The organism is Paenibacillus taihuensis, assembly GCF_003386535.1.
Lineage (GTDB): Bacteria > Bacillota > Bacilli > Paenibacillales > Paenibacillaceae > Paenibacillus_Z > Paenibacillus_Z taihuensis.
In genome coordinates, this window is record NZ_QTTN01000009.1 from 114,249 (window position 1) to 136,137 (window position 21,889).

At 49.8% G+C, this 21,889-nt stretch carries 17 protein-coding genes; 2 read left to right on the top strand and 15 right to left on the bottom strand.

The features are described 5' to 3' along the window. Positions 1-49: 49 nt before the first annotated feature. From A8990_RS10040 to A8990_RS10060, 5 genes are all read right to left on the bottom strand, one after another. Positions 50-868 (bottom strand): carbohydrate ABC transporter permease, encoded by an 819-nt coding sequence (locus A8990_RS10040; RefSeq protein ID WP_245995937.1) that lies wholly within the window; start codon positions 866-868, stop codon positions 50-52. Further along, positions 868-1,746 carry a carbohydrate ABC transporter permease gene (locus tag A8990_RS10045; protein ID WP_116188889.1) on the bottom strand — a complete coding sequence of 293 codons (879 nt, stop codon included), beginning with the start codon at positions 1,744-1,746 and terminating at the stop codon, positions 868-870. The genes A8990_RS10040 and A8990_RS10045 overlap by 1 nt, the downstream gene beginning before the upstream one ends. 66 nt (positions 1,747-1,812) lie before the next feature. Then, positions 1,813-3,204, bottom strand: coding sequence for an ABC transporter substrate-binding protein (locus tag A8990_RS10050; protein WP_116188890.1), 1,392 nt, complete (start codon positions 3,202-3,204; stop codon positions 1,813-1,815). A 109-nt stretch (positions 3,205-3,313) separates the two neighbouring features. Next, positions 3,314-4,918, bottom strand: coding sequence for a response regulator (locus tag A8990_RS10055; RefSeq protein ID WP_116188891.1), 1,605 nt, complete (start codon positions 4,916-4,918; stop codon positions 3,314-3,316). After that, the gene (locus tag A8990_RS10060; protein WP_116188892.1) at positions 4,911-6,701 is read right to left on the bottom strand and encodes a sensor histidine kinase; all 1,791 of its coding nucleotides are present in this window, start codon (positions 6,699-6,701) and stop codon (positions 4,911-4,913) included. The genes A8990_RS10055 and A8990_RS10060 overlap by 8 nt, the downstream gene beginning before the upstream one ends. 321 nt (positions 6,702-7,022) lie before the next feature. Here A8990_RS10060 and A8990_RS10065 point away from each other — a divergent pair, with 321 nt between their 5' ends. After that, a complete protein-coding gene (locus A8990_RS10065; protein ID WP_116188893.1) occupies positions 7,023-7,796 on the top strand; it encodes a phytanoyl-CoA dioxygenase family protein in 774 nt (257 codons plus the stop codon). A gap of 58 nt (positions 7,797-7,854) precedes the next feature. Here A8990_RS10065 and A8990_RS10070 read toward each other — a convergent pair whose 3' ends face one another. Genes A8990_RS10070 through A8990_RS10080 form a run of 3 tightly spaced genes read right to left on the bottom strand, consistent with a single transcriptional unit; the run spans position 7,855 to position 10,152 of the window. Next, a complete protein-coding gene (locus tag A8990_RS10070) occupies positions 7,855-8,691 on the bottom strand; it encodes a M15 family metallopeptidase (RefSeq protein ID WP_116188894.1) in 837 nt (278 codons plus the stop codon). Between the two features lie 29 nt (positions 8,692-8,720). Further along, positions 8,721-9,272, bottom strand: coding sequence for a VanZ family protein (locus tag A8990_RS10075; protein WP_116188895.1), 552 nt, complete (start codon positions 9,270-9,272; stop codon positions 8,721-8,723). After that, entirely contained in the window at positions 9,265-10,152 is an 888-nt protein-coding gene (locus A8990_RS10080) for an AraC family transcriptional regulator (RefSeq protein WP_116188896.1), read from the bottom strand. The genes A8990_RS10075 and A8990_RS10080 overlap by 8 nt, the downstream gene beginning before the upstream one ends. Before the next feature lie 103 nt (positions 10,153-10,255). Between A8990_RS10080 and A8990_RS10085 the strand changes: the two genes are divergently transcribed. Beyond that, positions 10,256-11,791 (top strand): sulfatase family protein, encoded by a 1,536-nt coding sequence (locus tag A8990_RS10085; RefSeq protein WP_116188897.1) that lies wholly within the window; start codon positions 10,256-10,258, stop codon positions 11,789-11,791. A gap of 169 nt (positions 11,792-11,960) precedes the next feature. Here A8990_RS10085 and A8990_RS10090 read toward each other — a convergent pair whose 3' ends face one another. The 7 genes from A8990_RS10090 to A8990_RS10120 form a co-directional block, all read right to left on the bottom strand. Continuing rightward, positions 11,961-12,737, bottom strand: a complete 777-nt coding sequence (locus tag A8990_RS10090; RefSeq protein ID WP_116188898.1) for a class I SAM-dependent methyltransferase — start codon at positions 12,735-12,737, stop codon at positions 11,961-11,963. Between the two features lie 19 nt (positions 12,738-12,756). Continuing rightward, entirely contained in the window at positions 12,757-14,850 is a 2,094-nt protein-coding gene (locus tag A8990_RS10095) for a DUF5054 domain-containing protein (RefSeq protein ID WP_116188899.1), read from the bottom strand. 17 nt (positions 14,851-14,867) lie between these two features. Further along, positions 14,868-15,761, bottom strand: a complete 894-nt coding sequence (locus tag A8990_RS10100; RefSeq protein ID WP_116188900.1) for a carbohydrate ABC transporter permease — start codon at positions 15,759-15,761, stop codon at positions 14,868-14,870. Positions 15,762-15,777: 16 nt separating this feature from the next. Further along, on the bottom strand, positions 15,778-16,668 hold the full coding sequence (locus A8990_RS10105) for an ABC transporter permease (RefSeq protein ID WP_116188901.1): 891 nt from the start codon (positions 16,666-16,668) through the stop codon (positions 15,778-15,780). A gap of 93 nt (positions 16,669-16,761) precedes the next feature. After that, positions 16,762-18,495: an extracellular solute-binding protein gene (locus A8990_RS10110; protein WP_116188902.1), complete on the bottom strand. Its 1,734-nt coding sequence runs from the start codon at positions 18,493-18,495 to the stop codon at positions 16,762-16,764. 170 nt (positions 18,496-18,665) lie between these two features. Continuing rightward, the gene (locus A8990_RS10115; RefSeq protein WP_147306792.1) at positions 18,666-20,426 is read right to left on the bottom strand and encodes a sensor histidine kinase; all 1,761 of its coding nucleotides are present in this window, start codon (positions 20,424-20,426) and stop codon (positions 18,666-18,668) included. Next, entirely contained in the window at positions 20,423-21,835 is a 1,413-nt protein-coding gene (locus A8990_RS10120; RefSeq protein WP_181909496.1) for a response regulator transcription factor, read from the bottom strand. The genes A8990_RS10115 and A8990_RS10120 overlap by 4 nt, the downstream gene beginning before the upstream one ends. Positions 21,836-21,889: the final 54 nt, after the last annotated feature.

The window sequence follows — 21,889 nt, forward strand, 5'->3', positions numbered from 1 at the left end:
CCTCCATTATGGATGATGATGATCCTTCACTAACCTTTTCTAACTTGATCTAACCTTTAATCGCTCCTGCCGCGATGCCTTTAATAATGAACCTCTGCATGAACAGGAAGAACGCGATAATCGGAATTAGCCCCATAACCGCATAGGCGAATGCCAAATTCAAATCGCTGCTGTACTGTCCGAAGAAGTAGTACTGCTGCAGCGGAATGGTACGAAACGCTTTGTCCTGCAGATAAAGCAGCGGGAGCAGGAAGTCGTTCCAAATATACAGCGCATTCAGCACCACGACGGTAGCTGTGACCGGCTTGAGCAGCGGAAGTATGATCCGTGCAAAAATACCCGGCGTCGAGCAGCCGTCAATCCGCGCCGCTTCCTCGATCTCAAGCGAAATGCCACGGATGAAGCCTGCGTAGAACAGCACCCCCATCTGAACGCCGAAGCCGCCGTATATCAAAGCGATGCCCCAGTGAGTGTTGATCATGTGCGTCATCTTGCCCATCTTATACAGCGGAAGCATGATGACCTGGAACGGAACCATTAGCCCGGAAAGAAACAGCACATAGATGAATTTATACATCGGTTTATTCCGACGGGCGATCGAGTACCCCGCCAGCGCAGACACGAATACGATCAGCGCGACGGAGATGAGATTCACCCAGAGGCTGTTTCGTATTGCGGACGGATACTTCGACGTCTTCCAGGCATGCACGAAATTATCCAGATGCAAGCCCGACGGCAGCGCATAGAAGGAATCGAACGTTTCCTTCGCGGATTTCAGCGCCATGAGCACTGCGACGTACAAGGGGAAAACGAATATGAGTGCTAATAAGGTAATCAATGTGAGGACAACTGCATGCGTCAGCTTCATTACAGGTCCACCTCCCGCCTTCTAAAGATTGCCAGCTGCACGATGGTGACGATGACGAGAATGAGGAAGAACAGCATCGATAAGGCCGTACCGTACCCGGCTTTAGCGGAATTGAAGGATACGTTGTAAATAAACGTCGAGATCACCTGCGTCGAGAATGCCGGACCGCCGCCGGTTGTCAGGAAGACGAGATCGAACACTTTGAGCGAGCCTGTCAGCACGAGCAGCAAATTGATCGTGACCGAAGGGGCAAGCAGCGGCAATGTAATATGCCGGAACGCTCCGAATGCTCCTGCGCCGTCGATGCGCGCGCTCTCGGTCAGTTCGCCCGGTATGCCCTGCAAACCGGCGATGTAGATGATCATCGGAGATCCGACCCCTTGCCAGATCGAGATGACGATAAGCGCCATCATGGCATGATCCGGATTGCCGAGCGGGCTCGTCATATCGACGCCGAAATAGCTCAGCAGCTTCGGCAGGCCGTTGCTGTAGTTGTAGCTCCAAATATAAGCTGCCAGCACCGTGGAGATCGCAACAGGCATGAAGAATACCGTTCGGAACACCTTTCTGAATTTCAAATACGAGTCTAGCAATACCGCTAGCAGCAGCGACACGAGGTTCACAAGTACCGTTACCAGTATCGCGTATTTAAACGTGTTGCGAAGCGCCGCCCACAGGTCAGAATCGCTCAATGCCTGCGTATAGTTATCCCACCCGATATATTTCGCGGTAGGTGCGACGCCGTCCCAATTCGTGAACGAGTATTTCGCGCCAATAACTAAGGGGACGACGACCGCAAACACAAACAGACACAACCCTGGGAGAATAAACAGCACGTACCACATCTCGCTGCGGATCGACCGCTTCAAGTTACTCATGGACGAATTCCTTTCCGAAAGGTAACGGCATAGGCGCCGCCTATGCCGTTACCGTCTGAGATCAAATTATTTGTGGTTCTTGGATACCCAGTCATCCAATGCGGTAACGACTTGGTCCGGCGTATCTTTCTTGAAGAACATTTTCTGCAGACTTTGAATGAGCTGCGTCGTCCAGTCGATCGTCGTTTTCGACATATACGCCTGCGAGTTGTACAGCTGTCCGTTATCGAAGTAAGGCTTCAGATCGTTCAGCGCCGGCGCGATGTCTGTCGTTGCGCCTTTCACATAGCTCAGCGTGTTCGTATTCTTAACCCAAGCGTCTCCGCCTTCCTTGCTCGCCATAAACGCAAGGAATTTCATCGCCGCTTCTTTGTGCTGGGACTTGCTGCCGACCGCGAGCGAAGCATCCGGGTTGAACTCCAGTTTGTTCAAGGTCTCGTCATTGCTGAACGGATACGGGAAGTAGCCGATGCCGGTATTGTAGAGGTCCGGATTCTTCTTCTGAATATCTGCCAGCGGCCAAGTGCCCATGTACATCATGCCGACATCGCCTTTGGCGAACAGGTCGACGATATCGTTGTAGCCGAGGCCAAGCTGGTCCTTGTTGCCGAGATCGAAGATTTGCTGCGCGTGATCGAGCGTTGTTTTGACCGCTGGATTATCAGCAAATTTGGAACCGCCTGTCTCGAGCTTATCGAAGAAGTCCGGTTGATTCGCTACAAGCGCCGTGTTGCTCGGCAGATCGCGGCCGATCCACATGCCAAGCGTCCAAGCGTCTTTCCAGCCGAGCGCGAACGGTGTTTTTCCCGCTTCTTTGATCTTCTTCGCATCTTCGATCATCGCGTCGAACGTTCTTGGTACTTCGAGATTCAATTCTTTAAAAATATTTTTGTTATAGAACACCGCAATCGGTCCTGCGTTCAGCGGCATAATGTAGTTCTTGCCATCCGTCGCCTGCGATGTCAGCACATCCGTATCGAAGCTGCTCAGGAACTCCTGACCGGTCAGATCCTCGACATAACCGCCGTCCACGAACAACTTAGCTTGCGAGCCGGCATTCAGCGTGAACACGTCCACGACGTCTCCGCCCGCTAATTTTGTTTTGAGAATCGTGTAATAGTCATCATATTTTACAGGTTGAACATCGACTTTAATGTTCGGGTTCTCTGCTTCGAACTGGTCGACGATCTTCTGAATGCCGTCCGTTACATCGCTCTTGAAGTGCATGAACGAAATCGTTACCGGCTCTGCGTCCCCATTCGATGCATTAGTCGACGTCGTGTTGTTCGTTGTTGTATTAGAAGAAGTATTCGCATTGCTCTCCGAAGACGCGGATGTATTCGAAGATGAGTTTGAAGATGAATTCGCGGCATTTGACGCATCATTGCCCGAATTACCGCATGCCGACAGAGACAGCATCGCAATAACGGCGCTCAGACCGATCAAGCTCTTTTTCATTTTCTATTGGCCCCTTTTCCTGTATTGTCCGAGACGATTGTTTCGTCCTTAAATCTATCTTATCGGCCAGCCGGTTTTGTCGTAATAAAGGTTTTTGTGTTTGCGATGTTCAATATTTTGTTCTCTCGGCTGTTCCAACCGTTGCTCCATCCCGGTATTCGGAAGGCGTCTGCCCGGTAAACCGCTTGAATACTTGGCTGAAATAGCGCTGATTCTCATAGCCGACGAGCTCGGATATTTCGTTGATTTTGTTCTCGGACGATTTCAGCAGCTCGCAAGCTTTCTCCATCCGTTTGCGGGTGACGTATTCGGTGAAGTTCTCGTTCGTTATGCTCTTGAACAGTTTGCTTAAATAGGCGGCATCCATATGGAACCGTGTCGCAACATCAATGAGACTGAAATCTTCAAAATAATGCTCGTCCAGGAACATCGTAATTTTGCGAACCGAGCGAACATTGTCCGCCTCCGAGGCGGTCGCGCAATAAGCTTCAATCGCTTGCGTAAGCAGGCTAAGGAACGTCTGCAGCTCCTTCACGTCCAATATTCGGGACACTTCGTCCGCGTCGAAGAGAGCGGACTGCGCCGCCTCAATACCCTTCATCTCAGAGAGCAAGAGCTCGATAATCTGTCTCAGATCACGCCCGATCTGGCGAATCGAGGCATCCGGCTGCTTGCGGGCTTTCTCGTAATATTCATTCAGCAGCCGCTTGAAGTCTTTCGCATTATTGGCGCCGATCGCTTGCCTGAGCGATTTCAGACCGAAGGTGCTCAGCAGCTCCACTGGCGATGCCGCTTCCGGATGCTCTGCCGACGAGAATGCGAAGGACTCCCTTAGCAGTCGATTATTACGGAGCGCATCATTCGCCGATTGATACGCGGCAGGGAGCTCTTCGAGCCTTGCGTATGCGCGGCTAAGCCCAGCTACAACACCGACGAGCAGCATTCTGCTGACGGCTTCATGATAGTCATGCAATAGCTGCTGCACTCGGGCCTCGTCATAGGAGGCCACCGGGAAGAGCAGACAAATCCGAGTGCGGTCATCCGATTTATAGACCTGCAGCTTATCCTCCCGCATCACTTCGTATAAAATATTTTCCAGACTGAACAAGAATAGATCGGCGTTACCGTGAAACTTCGTCCGAGTCACCTCGCTAAATTGCCGGAACATGCATACCGCAACCCGATAATCACCATGGGCGGTAATGCCGAGCTCTCCAGCCTCTCGCTGTATATCCGCCGTATTCGTAATCCGCTGGCTTGTCACGGTTTGCAGAAACGTCTCCCGCTTGAGATGAAGGGCCTCCTGATTAAACCTCTTCTGCTGCTGAAGACTCGTATAGGTCTTGCAGGCTTGGATCGCCTTGTTCAGTGCTTGTTCGAGCTCCTTAACCGCTACCGGCTTCATCACATACTCGCAGGCTTGATAGGTGACGGCAGCCTTCATGTATTCAAATTGCGAATAGCCGCTGATGACGATGACCTTGATTTCCCCGAACCGCTCATGAAGCGCTTCCAAGAATTTCCCGCCGTCCAACACCGGCATATTCATGTCGGTCACAATGATATGCGGCCGCCGGATGGGGATAAGCGCAAGCGCCTCTTCGCCATTCCTTGCTTCCGCAATAACTTCCACGTCCAGAGCAAGCTCGCTGATCATTTTGCTGATTGATTTACGGCTCCATTGCTCATCGTCCACTACCATAACCCTATACATGCTGCATACCTCGATTCTTGTACGGGATTGTTACGATCACTTCAGTACCTTCGCCCTGTTTGCTTTCAATCCGCAGTCCGTAGGCGGACCCGTAATACATGCGAATTCTCTCATTCACGTTCTTAAGGCCGATCGATATGCCGCTGAACACTTCGGTGTTCTTCTGCTCCAGAACGGCTCTCAGCCTAGCCAGTTGTTCAGCCTCTATACCAGGACCGTTATCCCGTACGGTAATGATGATCTGATCCGACTGCTGCGCCGCTGTGATCTGCAGACGAAGCTGACTGTCCTGGGATTTGCCCAGCACGTGAACAATCGCATTCTCCACAATCGGCTGCAGCACGAACCGGATGACGCTGCAATCGAGCAGCGAATGCTCCACCTGGAACTCCGTTACGAGCGATTCTTCGAACCGAAGCTGTTGGATGTACAGATAATTCTTCAGATGCACCATTTCCAGCCCGATCGTAGATTCGCTATTCCCTTCGTAGAAGCTGTAGCGGAACATGTCGCCCAGCGCCCTGCACATTTCATGGATTTCATACTCCCCGATCAGTACGGCTTTGCCTCCGATGGTTTGAAGCGTATTGTACAGAAAGTGCGGGTTAATCTGCATTTGCAGCGCTATGATTTGCGCCTCCTTGTTACGAATGAGCAGCTGATATTCCTGTTCGATCAGCTCCTGAATCTTGTTGGTCATGTAGTTGAAGTTTCTCGTCAGCTCGGACAGATCGTCGCGCCACGGGCTCGGCTTCAGCGTCACATGGAAATCGCCTTTGCGGACCGTCCGCATCGCCTTGCTTAACTGCTGAACAGGCCGCGTAATAAACTGCTGCGCCATAAACGAGAATAACGCGATTACAAGCATCACGAGAGCAAACGCGCCAACCGTCAGCCGGAGCGTATATTTGCGGTTCTGCACGAGCTCGCTGCTCGAGTATAGAATCGTTAACCCGACGTTGGCATTATCAAGCACCGAGGTGCTGACTAATGCTTGATGGTCCTCCATGAATTGAAGCTCATGCTTGCCGTAAGTCGCGGGATCATCCGAGCGTATATAGGGCTTAACCGCTTCGCTGAACGTATCGTTCGTTTGATAGAAGATTTCGCCTTTATCGTTCTGCAGGACGATATTGTTCGGAGCGCGATTGTAGGTTTCGATCTGCTTCACGAAGTCTCTCATTCGAATATAGAAAACCAACGTGCCGTATTTATGCCGATAGAACGGGTCATAAATGGTGAGCGCATAGACGAAGAACCGCTCCCCCTGCCCCTTATCCATATAGGTGAACATCAAAGCGTGCTGAAACGGCAAATCTAGCAATTGATTCGCGTGGGGAACCGCATCATCGAGATGAATCGAATCGTAGCTCGCCGCTCTCGACCATGAATCCCTTAGCTTATTGTCCTTGCCGAACATCATAATCTTGATCACATCCTTGTTCTTGCTCTGAACAAGGCGATAGTAGCTGCCCAGCGCGTCTTTCGTTTGAAATATATCCGCATTGTTGTAATTCGCGCCGCTCACCATGAAATTGACCAGCTCATTAGAGCCGTAGACCTGTAAGGCAGACGAAGAGAGACTGCGGAAGAACTGATCCATGTCGTCGGACAAATACTCGGCGTTCTGGTCCGCGCTCCTGACCATCGTACGCTCTAGCGAGAGCGAGCTGGACCTGTAGAACAAGAAGGAAAGAATCAGCATCGGGATAAGGGAGATGACCACGCTGCTCAAGACGATTTTGGTACGGATGCTCCGGTTGATAAACAGCCACTTGATCATGCGTGTCTCCTTTGTTCGCGCTTGTTTTGTTTAGGTCATGCATAGCCTGTTTGCACTAAATTCTTATTTATTTTACCACCATGATTCGACAGCACAAGAAAAGAAATCGTGTAGATGATGTTTAAAATTTTGTTGGAAGGTTGTCCAATTTCTTGCTTCCGTCTTACCGTCAAATCAAACAATTAATAGTCTGCAATAATTCTCATGTCCTCATTGTACAAAAACTAGTCCTTCATCTCTAAATACACTTGAGCGGTAAATTCATTATGATTACTAGTATAAAAGCGGATTTATCCAACTCATACAACGGAGGAAAGAGCTATGATTACGGAGAGAGATGTAGAATTTTACAAAAGTCAGGGGTATCTATTAGTCAAAGGCGTCTTCAATTCAGAGGAAGTCGAACGGATGCGAGATGGGGTCGAGAAGATCATTAAACGCGCCGCGGCAGCGAAAGCAGATACGAATGCGGCCTGGCAAGGGGACTTCATGCCTCCTGAAGAGCTTAAGAAGCTCGTACTGAAGGGATTCCACGACGTGCATTATCATGATGCGGCTTTCACCCAAGCTGCCACCCATCCGAACATGGTTGCCGTGCTCTCCCAGATTATCGGTCCAAACGTACAGCTCCATCATTCCAAAATGCTCGTGAAGCCGCCTGCAGTCGGGGCTGCCTTCCCGATGCACCAAGATAAGCCCTACTTCCCGCACTTGAACGACACCATGCTCGCGGCAAGCGTCCACCTGGATTATGCGGATGAGCAGAACGGCTGCTTGCGCGTCATTCCGGGCTCTCATCTTGGCGGCGACCTGCCTCATGTCGGGACTCATTATCTCAACCATAAGGAATATCCGATTACGGATGGCACCGCTTGTCCGGCCGAAGCAGGCGACGTGTTGTTCTTCAACTATATGACGATCCATGGTTCGGAGAATAACCGGAGCGAGCGCACGCGGCGTAACGTCTTGTTCCAATACAGGGACGCAAGCGATATCCCGACGGAAAACGTTCATTTTGACTGGGGCATGGGGCTGATGGTTTGCGGGGAGAATCCCGATTTCAATCGTGCTGCGCCGAAGTTTCAGATTAGCTAAAATGCAAAGAAGAGGACTATCTCTCGGGATAGTCCTCCATCTTTCTATTGCTCATTGCTCATTGCTCCTCCAAATACTGCTCCAGCGTTATTCCCTTGCTCATAATGATTACCGCATCTGCCTTCCCTACATAGCGGTAATGCCACGGTTCAAACGGATAACCCGTCACTTTCTCCATGCCCTTCGGATAGCGGATGATGAACCCGTACTCCGCGCAATGCTTCGAGAGCCACTTGAACTGTGGCGTCAATTCAAAGCTCTCATTCCCCATCGCTGCCACGTCAAAGGCAATCCCGGCTTCATGCTCGCTCTCGCCGGGTTTTGCCGCTGTTCCGTCTGTGGTCGTGGAGAAGATCTCTTTCTGTTCCTTGTCCGAACGGTAACCGCTCGTAATGATGAAGCCTTTGACACCGTCTTTGCGTGCCGCTGCAAACATTTTGTCCATGGCCTCGAAGACCGTTTGGCTAATCTTAATGTCTGCCTTCGCCAATTGGAAATGCCTGTTCTTCTGGTCGTACAGCTTCACCAGATGTTCGAGGCGAAAATCCTTCGGCAGAGGATGCTCAGCATTCACAAGCAAAATGTCTCTCGATGGAAGAGTTTCTGTTGGCGGCTTGCTTGCTGGTGGAACGTCTGTCGCTGGCTCTGGTTTGCTCGCAGGTGGAGCGTCCGTAGCTGGTTCTGACTTGCTCGCAGGCGGGACGTCTGTCGCTGGTTCTGGCTTGCTCACAGGTGGCGCGCTCATAGGAGGCTTGCTCGTCTGCAGCTCGCCACTTTGTTGTACGCTGTCCTCTGGCTTGTTCTCGTCGCTTGCCGAGTTCACATCTCTCATCAAGTAAACGGCTGCCGCGCACAATAGGACGAGTGTCCCTACGGTAAACATAAAACGTTTCAAAATAGCGGACTCCTTTATATGTTAGAGATTCAAAATCTCATTTTGATCATAAACAAATAATAGTAGATCACTGGTAATCCAATAATAACAGATAGTAAGGCGACTGCAGTACGTACATTCTTCTCGTCTCGTAACAGGAATCGTAGAGACTTATACACTAAGATACCAATCCATCCGCCTAAACCATTGAGAATAATATCATCGATATCCGCTGTTCCGATGCCTAATCCGCCTTGAATAACCTCAACCAATATGCTCGCAATAAATAGAATAAGCAGATTGCCTCTTACTCTTTTATTAACTCTTAATAACGGCAAATATACGCCAACTGGAATAAAAATGAGTATATTGCCAGCCACGTTGCCGAAAGCGAATCGCTTTAAATTGTCCGAGCCGCCAGCTATGAAGTCGCTTATGGTCTTAAAAGGAATGAGATTGACTGTTCTAACTACATTCCTATGACTATTAAACAGCTCCGTAATCGAAATTCTCGATAAAAATAATATTTTGATCAACACAACTAGGTAACAGATGAACACACCATATAAAACAACGGTTTCTACTCGTTCTCGTTTACTCATACAATCTCCTTTGCTGGTCGCTTGAATCCCGGTATGCCGTCGGCGTTATGGAAAAGCGGTTTTTGAACGTGCGGGTGAACGCATACAAGGAAGAATATCCAGTCGTATAGGCGACTTCCGTTATCGACGCGTCCGTCTCTGCTAGTAGCCGCTTGGCCTTGTCCAGCCGTACCTGCGTAATGTAATCACTAGGCGACTTTCCGGTCTTCTCGGCAAAAGCAACGGAATAATACGTGCGGTTCATTCCCGCTGCTTTCGCCGCTTGCTGGACGGTGATTCCCTCGAAAGCATGGTATTGAATATAAGCCATGCTCCGTTTGACCCAATCCGAGGTCTCCTGCGGCCGCGCATTCGGAACCGACCCGCATACAGCCGCGAAGAGTCGGTATAGAAGGCTCTGCATCTCGAGCGTCAGGACAACAGCATCGGTCTCGCCGCCGCGCATCAATCCTAATAAGCCATTAATCGCACGCTCTGCCTCCGGCTTCCATTTCTGAGACGAGAATGGCCTCGCACAGCTTAACCCGGCCAGCGCGAGCAGCCGTTCCGCGCCTGGACCGTCTATGACGATCCAGCTCATTTGCGGCAGCGGCTCACCTTCGATCGCGCGGTATGTATATGTCCGCATTGGAAATAGGCAAAAGACATCACCTGCCTTCAACGTCGCGCTCTTTCCGTCATCGTACTCCAGGAGGATCGATCCCTCCCGCACGGCGTGCAAGCTGTAGCTCTCGATGCTCTTCGGTCCGGCGGAGTATCCTCGCCTCGTCTCGGTTACGCCTCCCCTTACAGGCCAAATGGCATTTTCCTTATCCAGATCGTTCGGTGTGTAATACAGAAATTCGGCGTTTTCGCATCCGCCCCCAGCGATTATTTCCATCTGCCCCCTCCTAACCTAACAATATGTTAAATCATACAAACATCATGCTATTACGCTATTACTTACCCTATATTACAATATACTTCATGGAGGGGATTTCACAATGAAAAAACCAAACATATTGTTAATAACAAGTGATCAGCAGCATTGGAATACGCTAGGCGCTTTCAACGGCGAGATACATACACCGCACCTGGATCGGCTTGTTCGCTCGGGCACAACATTTACGAGAGCCTATTGCCCGAATCCCACTTGCACACCGAGCCGCGCATCGATTATCACCGGGCAATATCCAAGCCAGCACGGCGCTTGGACGCTAGGAACGAAGCTTCTGGAAAACCGCCATTGCGTAGGAGAAGATTTTAGCGCGGCCGGTTACCAAACCGCTTTGGTTGGCAAAGCGCACTTTCAGCCGCTGTGCTCAACCGAGTTATACCCGTCCTTGGAAGCCTACCCGGTCTTGCAGGACTTAGAGAAATGGAAACACTTCGACAGTCCGTTCTATGGCTTCGACCATGTCGAGCTTGCCCGCAACCATACGAACGAAGCCCATGTAGGCCAGCACTACGCCTTATGGATGGAGGAGAAGGGCTGCGTGAACTGGAGAGATTACTTCCTTGCGCCAACGGGCACAATGGATCCTGCCATTACGTACAAATGGTCGATTCCTGAGGAGTACCACTACAATACATGGATCGCAGAGCGCACGAACGCGCTTATGGAGAAGTATATCGACGCCGAACAGCCATTTTTCCTCTGGTCGAGCTTCTTCGATCCGCATCCCGAATATTTGGCGCCGGAGCCATGGGATACGATGTACGATCCGGATGCGCTCACGATTCCGTCCATCGTGCCGGGCGAACACGACAATAACCCCCCTCATTTTGGAAAAACGCAAGAGGATCACCCGGACTATTCCGCCTGGAAAGAAACCGGGCAAGGCATCCACGGCTACCGCTCGCACCTTTATTACGAGTACGGGGAGCGAAAGAAGCTTACCGAATATGACAAGAAGAAGCTCGTCGCCATCTACTACGGCATGATTTCGTTGATGGATAAATATATCGGCCGCATACTCGATAAGCTGGACGAGCTCGGCATCGCGGAGAATACGATCGTCGTGTTCACGACGGACCACGGCCATTTCTTCGGCCAGCATGGCCTGCAAGCGAAAGGCGGCTTCCATTACGAGGACTTGATTCGACTGCCGTTCATCGTGCGCTACCCCGGGCACGTCCCTGCCGGAGCCACGTCGGACGCGATTCAATCGCTCGTCGATCTTGCGCCGACATTCTTGTCGCTCTGCGGTATCCCCGTGCCGCACGCAATGACGGGCGTGAATCAAAGTCAAGTCTGGAGAGGCATCGATTCGTCAGTAAGAGACCATGCGATTTGCGAATTCCGCCACGAACCTACGACGATTCACCAGAAAACATACGTCGATCACAGGTACAAAATTACCGTATATTACAACCAGACGTACGGCGAAGTATTCGATTTGCATGAAGATCCGAACGAGTTGAACAATTTATGGGACGATCCCGGCCATGCGGCGCTCAAATCCGAACTGCTGCTCAAATACATCTGGGCCGAGCTAGGCAAAGAACCGATGCCGATGCCGCGTATTTCGGGCGCCTGATCGTGCTATTCCTAGATTCAAATTGGCAACGAACGAAAAACAAGAGATTTGACGACAAAGGACCGGGCAGGCACGCCGCTAGGTCCTTTAGTGCTTATCTTGTATTCAAGTTCCTACATCAGTACGGAAAAATAAAAGCCCGCGATTTCTCGCGGGCCGTAAACTGAAACTACACGTTCTTCCAAGCAGTCACAATGGGCTGGTAATAACCTGATTCTGCCGGCATCGTCCATTCGATATCCACGAACCCGACCGAACGCAATATCTGTTGAAGCTCCTCTCTTAATAAAGCCCGGTATCTCGTTCTGTTATGCTTGGTTACCCACTGCCCATTCATTTCTTGTACGATGAAATGGTTGGTCTGATAGGTTCTCGCGTCATCAGCCCAGTCCCAAACCTGAAATACGATTCGTTTGCCTTGATCAAATACGCGCGGCTCCGTAGCTCTGGGCTTTTCCTTCAGCAACTCGTCATAATCCCTTATCGTAAGGAGAAGAAGGCCGCCATCCTTGACTTTCTCATACATGCTGCTTGCGGCCGCAACCAAATCTTCATCTGTCAGAAGGTGCGGGACTGCATTGTCTGCGGTAAGAACGACATCATAAACGCCGGAAACCTCCTGCGCTAGTATACGAAAATCAGCTACCCCAAAGTTGATTTCAACTCCGAGAGATTCTGCCTCTTTCGCCGCTCTTTCTATCGATACTGGACTTAAATCAGTTCCCGTAACGATAAATCCGCGTTCAGCGAGCCCTATTGCTTGCGTGCCAATGCCACAGGAACAGTCTAAGAGCGAGATGCCTTCTCCATGAGCGCTCGCGAGCTTGGAATGAATGAATTTGCTCAGAATCTCGCCCTGCCAAGAAACGGCATGATGCCAATCCACGAAGATATGATGGTAATCCTTAGCCAGGTCATCATAGAAATCGATAACAGACTCATCCACTCCACTCACCGCCTATTCCTTATTTCAACCGAATGACGAATCTGAATTTGGCGTTCTCTTCGTACCACATCCGGAAGTTCGTTCCCCAAACATTATTGTGCAGGTTGAAATGCATCCCGCCATCAAGAGGCGCGAAGGCTTGATTAAATTGCAGCATCCGCTTCTCCCCAGGAGAAAGCACCGGAGCATCCAACGTCTCCAGATGAACAATCCCATCGCTTCCGCGGTAATGCACGCCTGATTGAACGGCATGGAGACTGCGGTTACCGTTCTTCACAACCTCCAGGGGCGATACATGCTCTCCGAGCTTATCCATTTTCCAAAGGTTCGGATTGTCTACCTTTAAAGCAAACGAAAACCAGCTTGCCTCCGGCAGTCGATAAGCCTGCTTATTGAACCAACTCATTTCGACTTCGATTTGCTTCTCCTGTTTGAAGAACCGATACAGGATATGAAGCTTCTGCGGAGCACCGTGCGTCCGCGAAGCTTCTTCGCTCATATGAAGCTGCAAGCTAACTTCGTCAAACTGCTCGTCTTCTCGAATAATTGCCCTGCTTACCCGTGGCGTTAGCCGCTTATGCTCCGGTCTAGGCTCCGCAAACTCCATGCCTGGCTTGCCGAAGTCCGGCTCTGACCAGAAATACGTTTCTGCCCAATTCACGACATAATCTCTGTACCATTCTTGATAGCGATCCATGCCGAACGTTTCGTATTCGAATACACCTAACCGATGTTGATCGTCAGCCCAAACTTTGCCCCGCTCGTCAACAAGACTAGGGATTGATCCGTCACTTCCAAATTCAACGTTGAAGCAGCCTAGACGCTGCTGCTGCCCCTGTCCCAGGGAGATTTCACGCCCATTCGCAAGATAAGATTCATCAGGAGTTAACTTCGACAGCGCTTGGCGTGCTTCGTCCCGCAGGTCTGAAGATAACACGGATATCGCCTTCTGGATGTAATTCCGTTGTTCCTCCCATGAGCTCTCCAGCAGGCTGAAGCTCTTCCCGGAATCCGATTCGAATCTTTCTGAATGGTCTCCGCCATAAATACCGAAATAGCTATAACGAGGAGGAATCGCATCCTTCGAGACGAGATCTGCTTTCCTTGCCGCATGAAAGTCAGCGACCGAATAATGCTTGAAGTCGGTCAAGTGCGTCTTCTCGTCCATGCCCCATGTATGCTCGGGAATGAGCATGAGCTGTTCGCAGAAGTCGGCATATCGCTGGCTGTTTGCATCCAATCGACCTTCGGCCACCCACTTGCTGCGCATCCTTAGAAGCTCCCGATAGTGGGCGATTTTGAGCGGATCCGAGGCCGTTCCGTGAATCCATGAATCGCCAATCTCCTCGGTAACGACGGGAAATTGATCTTTCATTGCCAACAATTTCTCGGCGAACGCATCCATTGTCGAGGCTTCTACGATCGCTCCCGGGAATTGTTCGGCAAGCTGTGCGAACGTATTTCGAATATCCTCCGCCTTCGGCGGCCCCATATTATCATTCGTATGCGCGAACACCAGCACTTCATCCAACCTGTCGATCATGGTCATATTGCCATAGCTGCCGGCATAATTGACGACGATTTCCGATCCGTCCTGCGCTCGCCATATGAATACATCCGGAACGCTCGGCTTCGTCGAAGCATAGTTGACGCCAAGGTGCAAATATTGAATGCCGTGCTTCGCCATATAGGGAACCATGCCAATCGTATGTCCAGGTACGTCGGTCATCTTAGCCGCGATCGTTCGTTTGCCATACTTCTCATCCAGCTTGCGCCCGATCGACAAGCCATGCTCGAATAAAGCCGGGTCCATTAATTCCGTGTGCGTCGTGAACGGCAGCCCATGCCACACGATACTGCCCGCTGCAATCCCTTCTTCCATCCGTTTCTTCTGCTCAGGCTCTGCTGTTTTTAGAAACTCATGAATAAGCCACGATCCGGTTGTCCATACAAACTTTGCCGCGCCTTGTTCCCGATTGAATGCCTCCGCCAGATCGAGCGCACCTGGTATAAAGGAGTGAAAATATTGTTCAACCACATTGCTTGCCAAGTCCGTAAACCCGATATCCAGATGCGTCTTAAATACAACATGAACCTTGCGAATCGTATTCACCCTAACCACTCACTCTCCTATTCTTTCACAGAGCCGAGCACAATGCCGTGCACAAAATACTTCTGCAGAAACGGATAAATCGCTAGCAGCGGTATCATCGCCACGATCAGCTTAGCGGAATTGAGCGTCTTGTCCGAAGCTTTCGACAGCTCGATTAGTTGTTCCGACGTCAATGTCTTCATCAGCTCCGGATCGATGCGCACGACAAGCTGTTGAATGTAGGTTTGGAGCGGATACATACTCGGCTTGTTCATGTAGATGAGACCGTCGAAGAAGGAATTCCAATGACCGACGATACTGAACAACGTGACCGTCGCCAAGGCCGGCATCGAAACCGGTATGAAAATGCGCAATAACGTATACAAGGGGCCGGCGCCGTCGACGACTGCCGCTTCTTCCAGCTCCTTCGGCAGGTTTCTGAAGAAATTCATAATGAGAATGACGTTAAAAACAGGTACGGCGCCCGGCAATACAAGCGACCACAGCGTGTTCTGCAGATGCAGATTCGTCACTGTCATATAGAGCGGAATAAGCCCGCCGGAGAACAGCATGCAGAACACCAGGTACCAAATATAAATCGTTCTGCCGGGGAACTTCTTGTTGTCTCTGGCTAACGGATAAGCCATGATGACGGTTAATACGAAGTTAATCGCACCGCCAAGCAGAACCCTCTTCACGGAAATGATGAAGGCTGCAAAAAACTTATGATCCTGCAAAATAATTTTGTACGATGTCAGGTTGAAGCCAACTGGCCATGCAAATACGCGTCCCGCATTTACCGCAGCTTTGTCGCTAAAGGATAAAGCAATCGTGTACCAGAGCGGAAACAGCGAAATGAATGCAATCAGCGTTAATGCGAAATAGATGAATACATCAGCGCTGCGGCTGCCCCATGATTTCGATAGAACCATGACTATACCCCATTTCTCAGAAGATACGATAGCCCGCAAATTTATCGGCCAGTTTATTCGAAATCGAGATTAATATAATAGCGATCACCGACTTCAGAAGACCAACGGAGGTGGCGAGTCCGTATTGCTGATCAACAAGTCCCATCCGATATACGTAGGTATCGATAATATCGCCGGACGAATAAACAAGCGGATTGTACAGATTGAACACCTGGTCGAAGCCGGCATTCAAGATGTTGCCAAGGCTCAGCGTCGACAGCAATACGATCGTCGGCATAATGCCTGGAATTGTCACATGCCGTAATTTTCCGAACCGTGTCGCTCCGTCGATCTCGGCAGCTTCATACAGCGAAGGGTTAATGCCGGCAAGCGCAGCCAAATACACGATCGCACTAAAGCCGAACTCCTTCAGTACATCGCTCCATACGATAATTTGACGAAAATAGGTATTGCTTGCCAAGAACATAACAGGCTCTGCGTGAAACAAGTGCGTGATCTGGTTAACAATTCCGTCTATGGACAGCATCGCAATCAGTATCCCCGAAAGAATAACCCAGGACATAAAGTGCGGCAAATATACGATGGTTTGTACGATACGCTTATAGGAACGCGCACGAATTTCATTCAGCAGCAAGGCGAACGTAATCGGAATGATAATACCGAGGACCATCTTCATGGATGCGATCGTAATAGTGTTGATGAATACCTGTCTACTGTCAGGAAGCTGAATCATGAACTTGAAGTTATCTAACCCGCTCCATGTCTGCTTTAAGATCGGAATGCCCGGAATAAAATCTTGAAACGCGATAACGGTGCCGAATAACGGAACCGTGCTGAAAATGATGAGCAGCAGAATGCCCGGAAGCAGCATTAAGTGATAGCTTAGCAGCCATTTCTTCGAAGTCATCGGTTTTCCACCTATCCTATGGAATGATAGAAGGAAAGCGCCAGCATTCAGCACCGGCGCTCTCCCATCGTACTCTCTCGGTCTACTATCAGATTACTTGCTGTTGATTTCGTCCGTAACTTCTTTCGTAATTTGTTTGCCGCCAAGACTATTCCATTGGTCTACAAACTTATCGAAGCTGTCGAGCGGCTGCTCGCCCATAATAATCTTGAGGAAGGTCTCGTCCTCAAGCTTCTGCAGAATCGACCACTTCGTTTGCATCGACTTGGTCTTGCCAAAGTACAAATTGTGCGACAGGACGACTTTGTTGTCATTCATCAATGCTGCGCCTTCGAACCGAGCTGAAGCATTCGCCCATACGGCAACGTCCTTCTTCGGATTAGCTTGATTTGTAAAGTAATCCTTATACCAGCCTTTAAGCTCGACGTCTAGTTTCGAATCGTCTTTCGCATCGACAGCGGCTTGAGCTTGTGCATGCGTATCATAAACGGTTGTTTCAGGACCAACCTGAAGCGTATAAGGCCACAGCTCCCAATGCTGCAGAACTTCTGGATGATCGGCGTACAGCTGAGCTGCTTCCGGATCAATCTTACGAATACCTTGATACTCCTCGTTCAGTACGCGAACAACGGCATCCGGATGCTCGTAGCCTTTTCTAACGACAAGGAATTGATTGGTTGGATCCTGGTCGCCCGTGTAGAATTTGCCTTCGCCGTCAAGCGGCGCTATATATGGCTTCCACTCTGCCTTCGGATCATTCTTGACCGAATCTTCCAGCGGCCAATATGGAATCCACCAAGGGCCAAACGCGATGCCGACCTGATTGTTCGCTACCACTTCAGCCGGATCCTTGCGGATCGCGAATTGCTTATCGATGATGCCTTGATCGTACATTTCGTGCAATTTGCCAAGCGCTGCCTTCATTTCAGGCAATGTCGAGCTGTACACGACGTTGCCGTCAGCATCCTTGACCCATTGGTCAAACGTTGCGTGGTAAGCGCCCATGATCGGGTCAAAGCCAGCGAAATTGTTCCAGCCTGCAAGTGAAGGAACGCCGGAAATACCAAGCGTATCATGCTTGCCATGTCCGTCAGCATCGTTATCAATGAATGTTTTCGCTACATTAATGAGCTCATCCACTGTCGTCGGCGCTTTCAAGCCGTATTTATCTAGCCAGTCCTGGCGAATCCACATAATATTGTATTGCTGGCCGATATTCGTGTTAGGAAGCGCCATCAATTTGCCGTCGAACGTTGCTCTGCCGAGCACGCGATCATCGTAGGAATCGTAGTAGCCTTTAATGAGATCGCTGGCATTGTCTTTGTAAGCTTGCGTCAAATCTTCGATCAGATCCGCTTGTACAAGCTGCTTGAGCTGCTGCTCATTGACGATGAAGGCATCCGGAAGATCACGGCTCGCGATCGATACCCCCATCTTCTGATCATACGCATCCGCTGTTTCCACCTGCCACGCATTCTTTACCTGGACGTTCAGCTTCTTCTCGATCCAACGATAAAATTCATTGTTATCGACCGAGTCCCCATTCGGGAAAGTGATGCTTTTGGTGTTAATCGCTTTCGCGATATTCAGTACTACGGGCTGATCGAATTTACCGAAGGGATCAGGCTTTGCTGCATCAGATGTATTCGTAGCCGCCGATTGATTCGATGATGTATTTGAAGATGTGCTGCCAGAATTGGATGCATTGCCGCTGGAATTGGATGCATTGCTGCTTGTGTTGTCACTTGTGCTGTTGTTGTTCCCACCGCAAGCGCTTACAAGTAATGTTAGCGTTATTAAGCTTGCCGCCGCCAATCTTTTCTTCATCTGTCATCCCCCATAGAATCCAGTTTGAATACGCTTTAATCATACCTGCAACGAGGCTGCTGCCGGGAGAGAAGCCCGATGTTCATCGTTAGAATATCGTTCGGCCTGCGGCGGCTCTACGAATGCAAAATCTCATTTTCTCACCTCGAGTAACGAAATTCTCACCTTTCCTATTTCTCGGAATCCATGACTGCAAGCGGGATCATAAGTTTGACAATCGTCCCTTGTCCAAGCTGACTATCGATCGAGAACGAACAGTCATTCCCGTACAACGACCCAAGGACGCGCTTCACATAATCAAGTCCGATTCCGAGCCCCGACTTCTGCAGCGGATTCTTCTCTTCAAGCATCACTTTGGCGATTTCCTCTGGCGTCATGCCATTTCCGTTATCCTGAACCTCGATCACCAGCTTCGATTCGGGCATTCTCGTATAAATGCGAAGCGTAATTTGCCCATCTTCCTCACTGAGGCCGTGATAGAGCGCATTCTCAACGATAGGCTGAAGGATAAACCTCGGAACATCGATATCCAGCAGCTGGTTCTCGATATCCGTCTCGATCCGGAACTCGCAATCATATCTGACTCGCTGCAGCGCGACATAATCCTGCATGGAACTTAATTCATCGCGCAGTGCAACGATCTCGCCCTTCTTGCCTAAGTTATAGTGAAGGATACGGGTAAAAACAGATACAAACTGATCGATCTCTGTATGCCCCTTCTTTCTGGCAAGCCATTGGATCGTATTCAGCGTATTATGGATAAAATGCGGATTGAGCTGATAAAGAAGCTTCTCCACCTCCAGCTGTCTCTTGTTATGCTCCCTTTGCTCGACTTCCCCGATCAGCTCCTGTATGCGCGTTCGCATCTGATAATACTTTTGCATGAGAAAGTCGAACTCGACAATGTCGGTATACGACTCCGGCGTATCGAACTTGCTCATGGATAGCAATTGAATCTCGTTGCCGACCTTTCGAAGCGGCCGATAGACCGTTCTCCACAGCACATAGGCAAATATCAAACTGATGAATAAGCTCCCCGATACGATCAATATATATTTGAGAATCCACTTATTGAATTCTTTCTCGAAATCCTTCCTCGGGATAACGACCATTAACGTCCAGCCCTGCTCATCATGCTGACCGAATAAATAATAATCCCCCCGCTTCTCCTTAAACGTATCTGCTGCCGCAGTTCCGGCGTAGTTGGCATAGTTGCCCAGCTGAAAGGTCTTCGGAAGATCGCTGTATACGATCCCCCCTTGCTCGTTGATCAACACGTTATAGGCATTCATGCCGTACTGCTGCTTGTCCATAATTTGACCGAACAATTTATCATTCGTCTCGATGTACAGATACACGGGGTCCGCTCCGGATAAATTCAAGGGCCTGACCAAGGAGAAGACTTGATTCTTCGTGCCGTACCGATATAACGAAGCATGCGGCCCGTAAAATTGAACGCCGTTCCTCTCCGTCAGCTTCGGCAGCTCATTGAAGTTGAACCCGGGTTCGATCGCCAAGTTCTCAAACTTCACCTCTCGCGTCTTCGGCAAATAATAGAACGTCACGCCAAGATTGGGGTTCGTGAAATTAACCAAATTCAAATTTTGCTGAATACTCTGCCCAAGCTCCAGCTTTTGATAGATGCTGTCCGTTGTCAAATATTCGCTCATTCGCTGTCCGACGCTGCCTTCGTTCGTTAGCTGCAGGGAAGCGTAATCCATATTGTTCAAGGTGCTGCTTAGGTTGAAGCTGCCTTGGTTCAACGAGTTGAATAAACCGCTTTCGATTTTTTTGCTCGTGATTTCTTCGATCGATAAATAGGAAACCCATCCTAGCAGTGCAAGTGGAATTAATCCGCTGAGCAGCAAAATCCAGATTAAGCGACTCTTTAATGACTTTGCTTTTCTTATGCGCAATGAAATTGCATTCACCGTGTCCACCCGCTTCTTCGGCCATGTTGTTTGCGATGCTCTTGCGGGTTTTTGCCGAACTGCTTGAAGAACACCCTGCTGAAATACTTCTCGTCCTGGAACCCTGTTTTCTCGGCGATCATGTAGATCGGCAGCTCTGAGGATTCGACGAGCGTGAGTGCTTTCTTGAGTCGCAGGTTCTTCGTATACTCGCTGTAGGATTGGCCTATGATGTCTTTGAAGCAGCGGCTGAAATAACTCCCGCTCATAAGCAGCTTTGCAGCAAGCTCGTCCCGGTTAAAATCATAATTGTCGCTCTCGTGAATAAGCTGCACGGATTTCATAATCATAAGAATAATATCCGTCGAGTAAGGCACCGTCCCTGTGTGCTTATGCACAGCCTCTCGGAAATGTGCCAGCCAAGCCGCAAGTTGATGCCAGAAGTAGCAAGTGTGCATGCGAGAAGCGAGCTCGTCATATCCAGCCTCGCTTAACCAGGAGAGCCAATGCACCAATTTCTCTTCATTCAACTGCATCGTTGCATGGTGATCAGGCTGTAGATACTCGATCATGCTTAGGAGCTCTCGAAAAGAAGCGTCATCATAAATCCATCCCATATCGCTCCACCGGGCCAGCAGCTGCATCCACTCGCCCGTTTCGAGATGCGAATGGGCTGATGCTGTGTTCGTTAACGAAATCATGCCCATCTTCTGCCCGGATTTATGGCTGTAGTAAATCTGCTTCAGTGCCGCTGGATCTGCAACTCTAGCGATTGTTGCATGAACCGATTGTTCATGGCTGTCTTCAATATCCACCCAAATCCAATGATCACGCCCAGTGATGAATTGCTGAATGGTTCGATCCGGCTCATGATGATCCTTGCAGAACAGCCACTTCCCATTTCCTGCATCAAATACAAGCTCTGATCTCGTAAGCTCTTCGGGAAAAGCTCTAGGTTCGTTCGTATAAGCAGCTGCAACATCGATAAGCAAGGAATAGTGATAATGCTGCCGAGTTGCTACTTTCTCGCTTCTATGCAAGCTTGAATCCTCATTCTGAAACCGCTCTACGATACGGACCAATATATCATCGATCTTCTCCGTGTCGAGCTGCGTCTTGACGATGTAATCCAGTGCTCCTAAACGCAACGCTTCTTGAATATAATCAAAGTCTTGATGACAAGTCAGAACGACCATCTTCGTGGATGGAGATGTCCGTTTGACTTCCTTCATCAGTTCTATTCCATTCATCACCGGCATTGTCAAATCGACAAAAAGCAGGTCGACCTTATGCTGCTGCATGAACTCGAGGGCGAGCTTCCCATTGGCCGCCTCGCCTGTAACCTGAATCTGGAATTGCTCCCACGGAACGATGGATATAAAGCCCTTCCTGGCAAGTTTTTCGTCGTCTACAATGAGTGCTCTTATCACCTGAAAGTCTCCTTTCAATGTATGAAGCTTCGCCATAGCTCGAATCTCATGGCA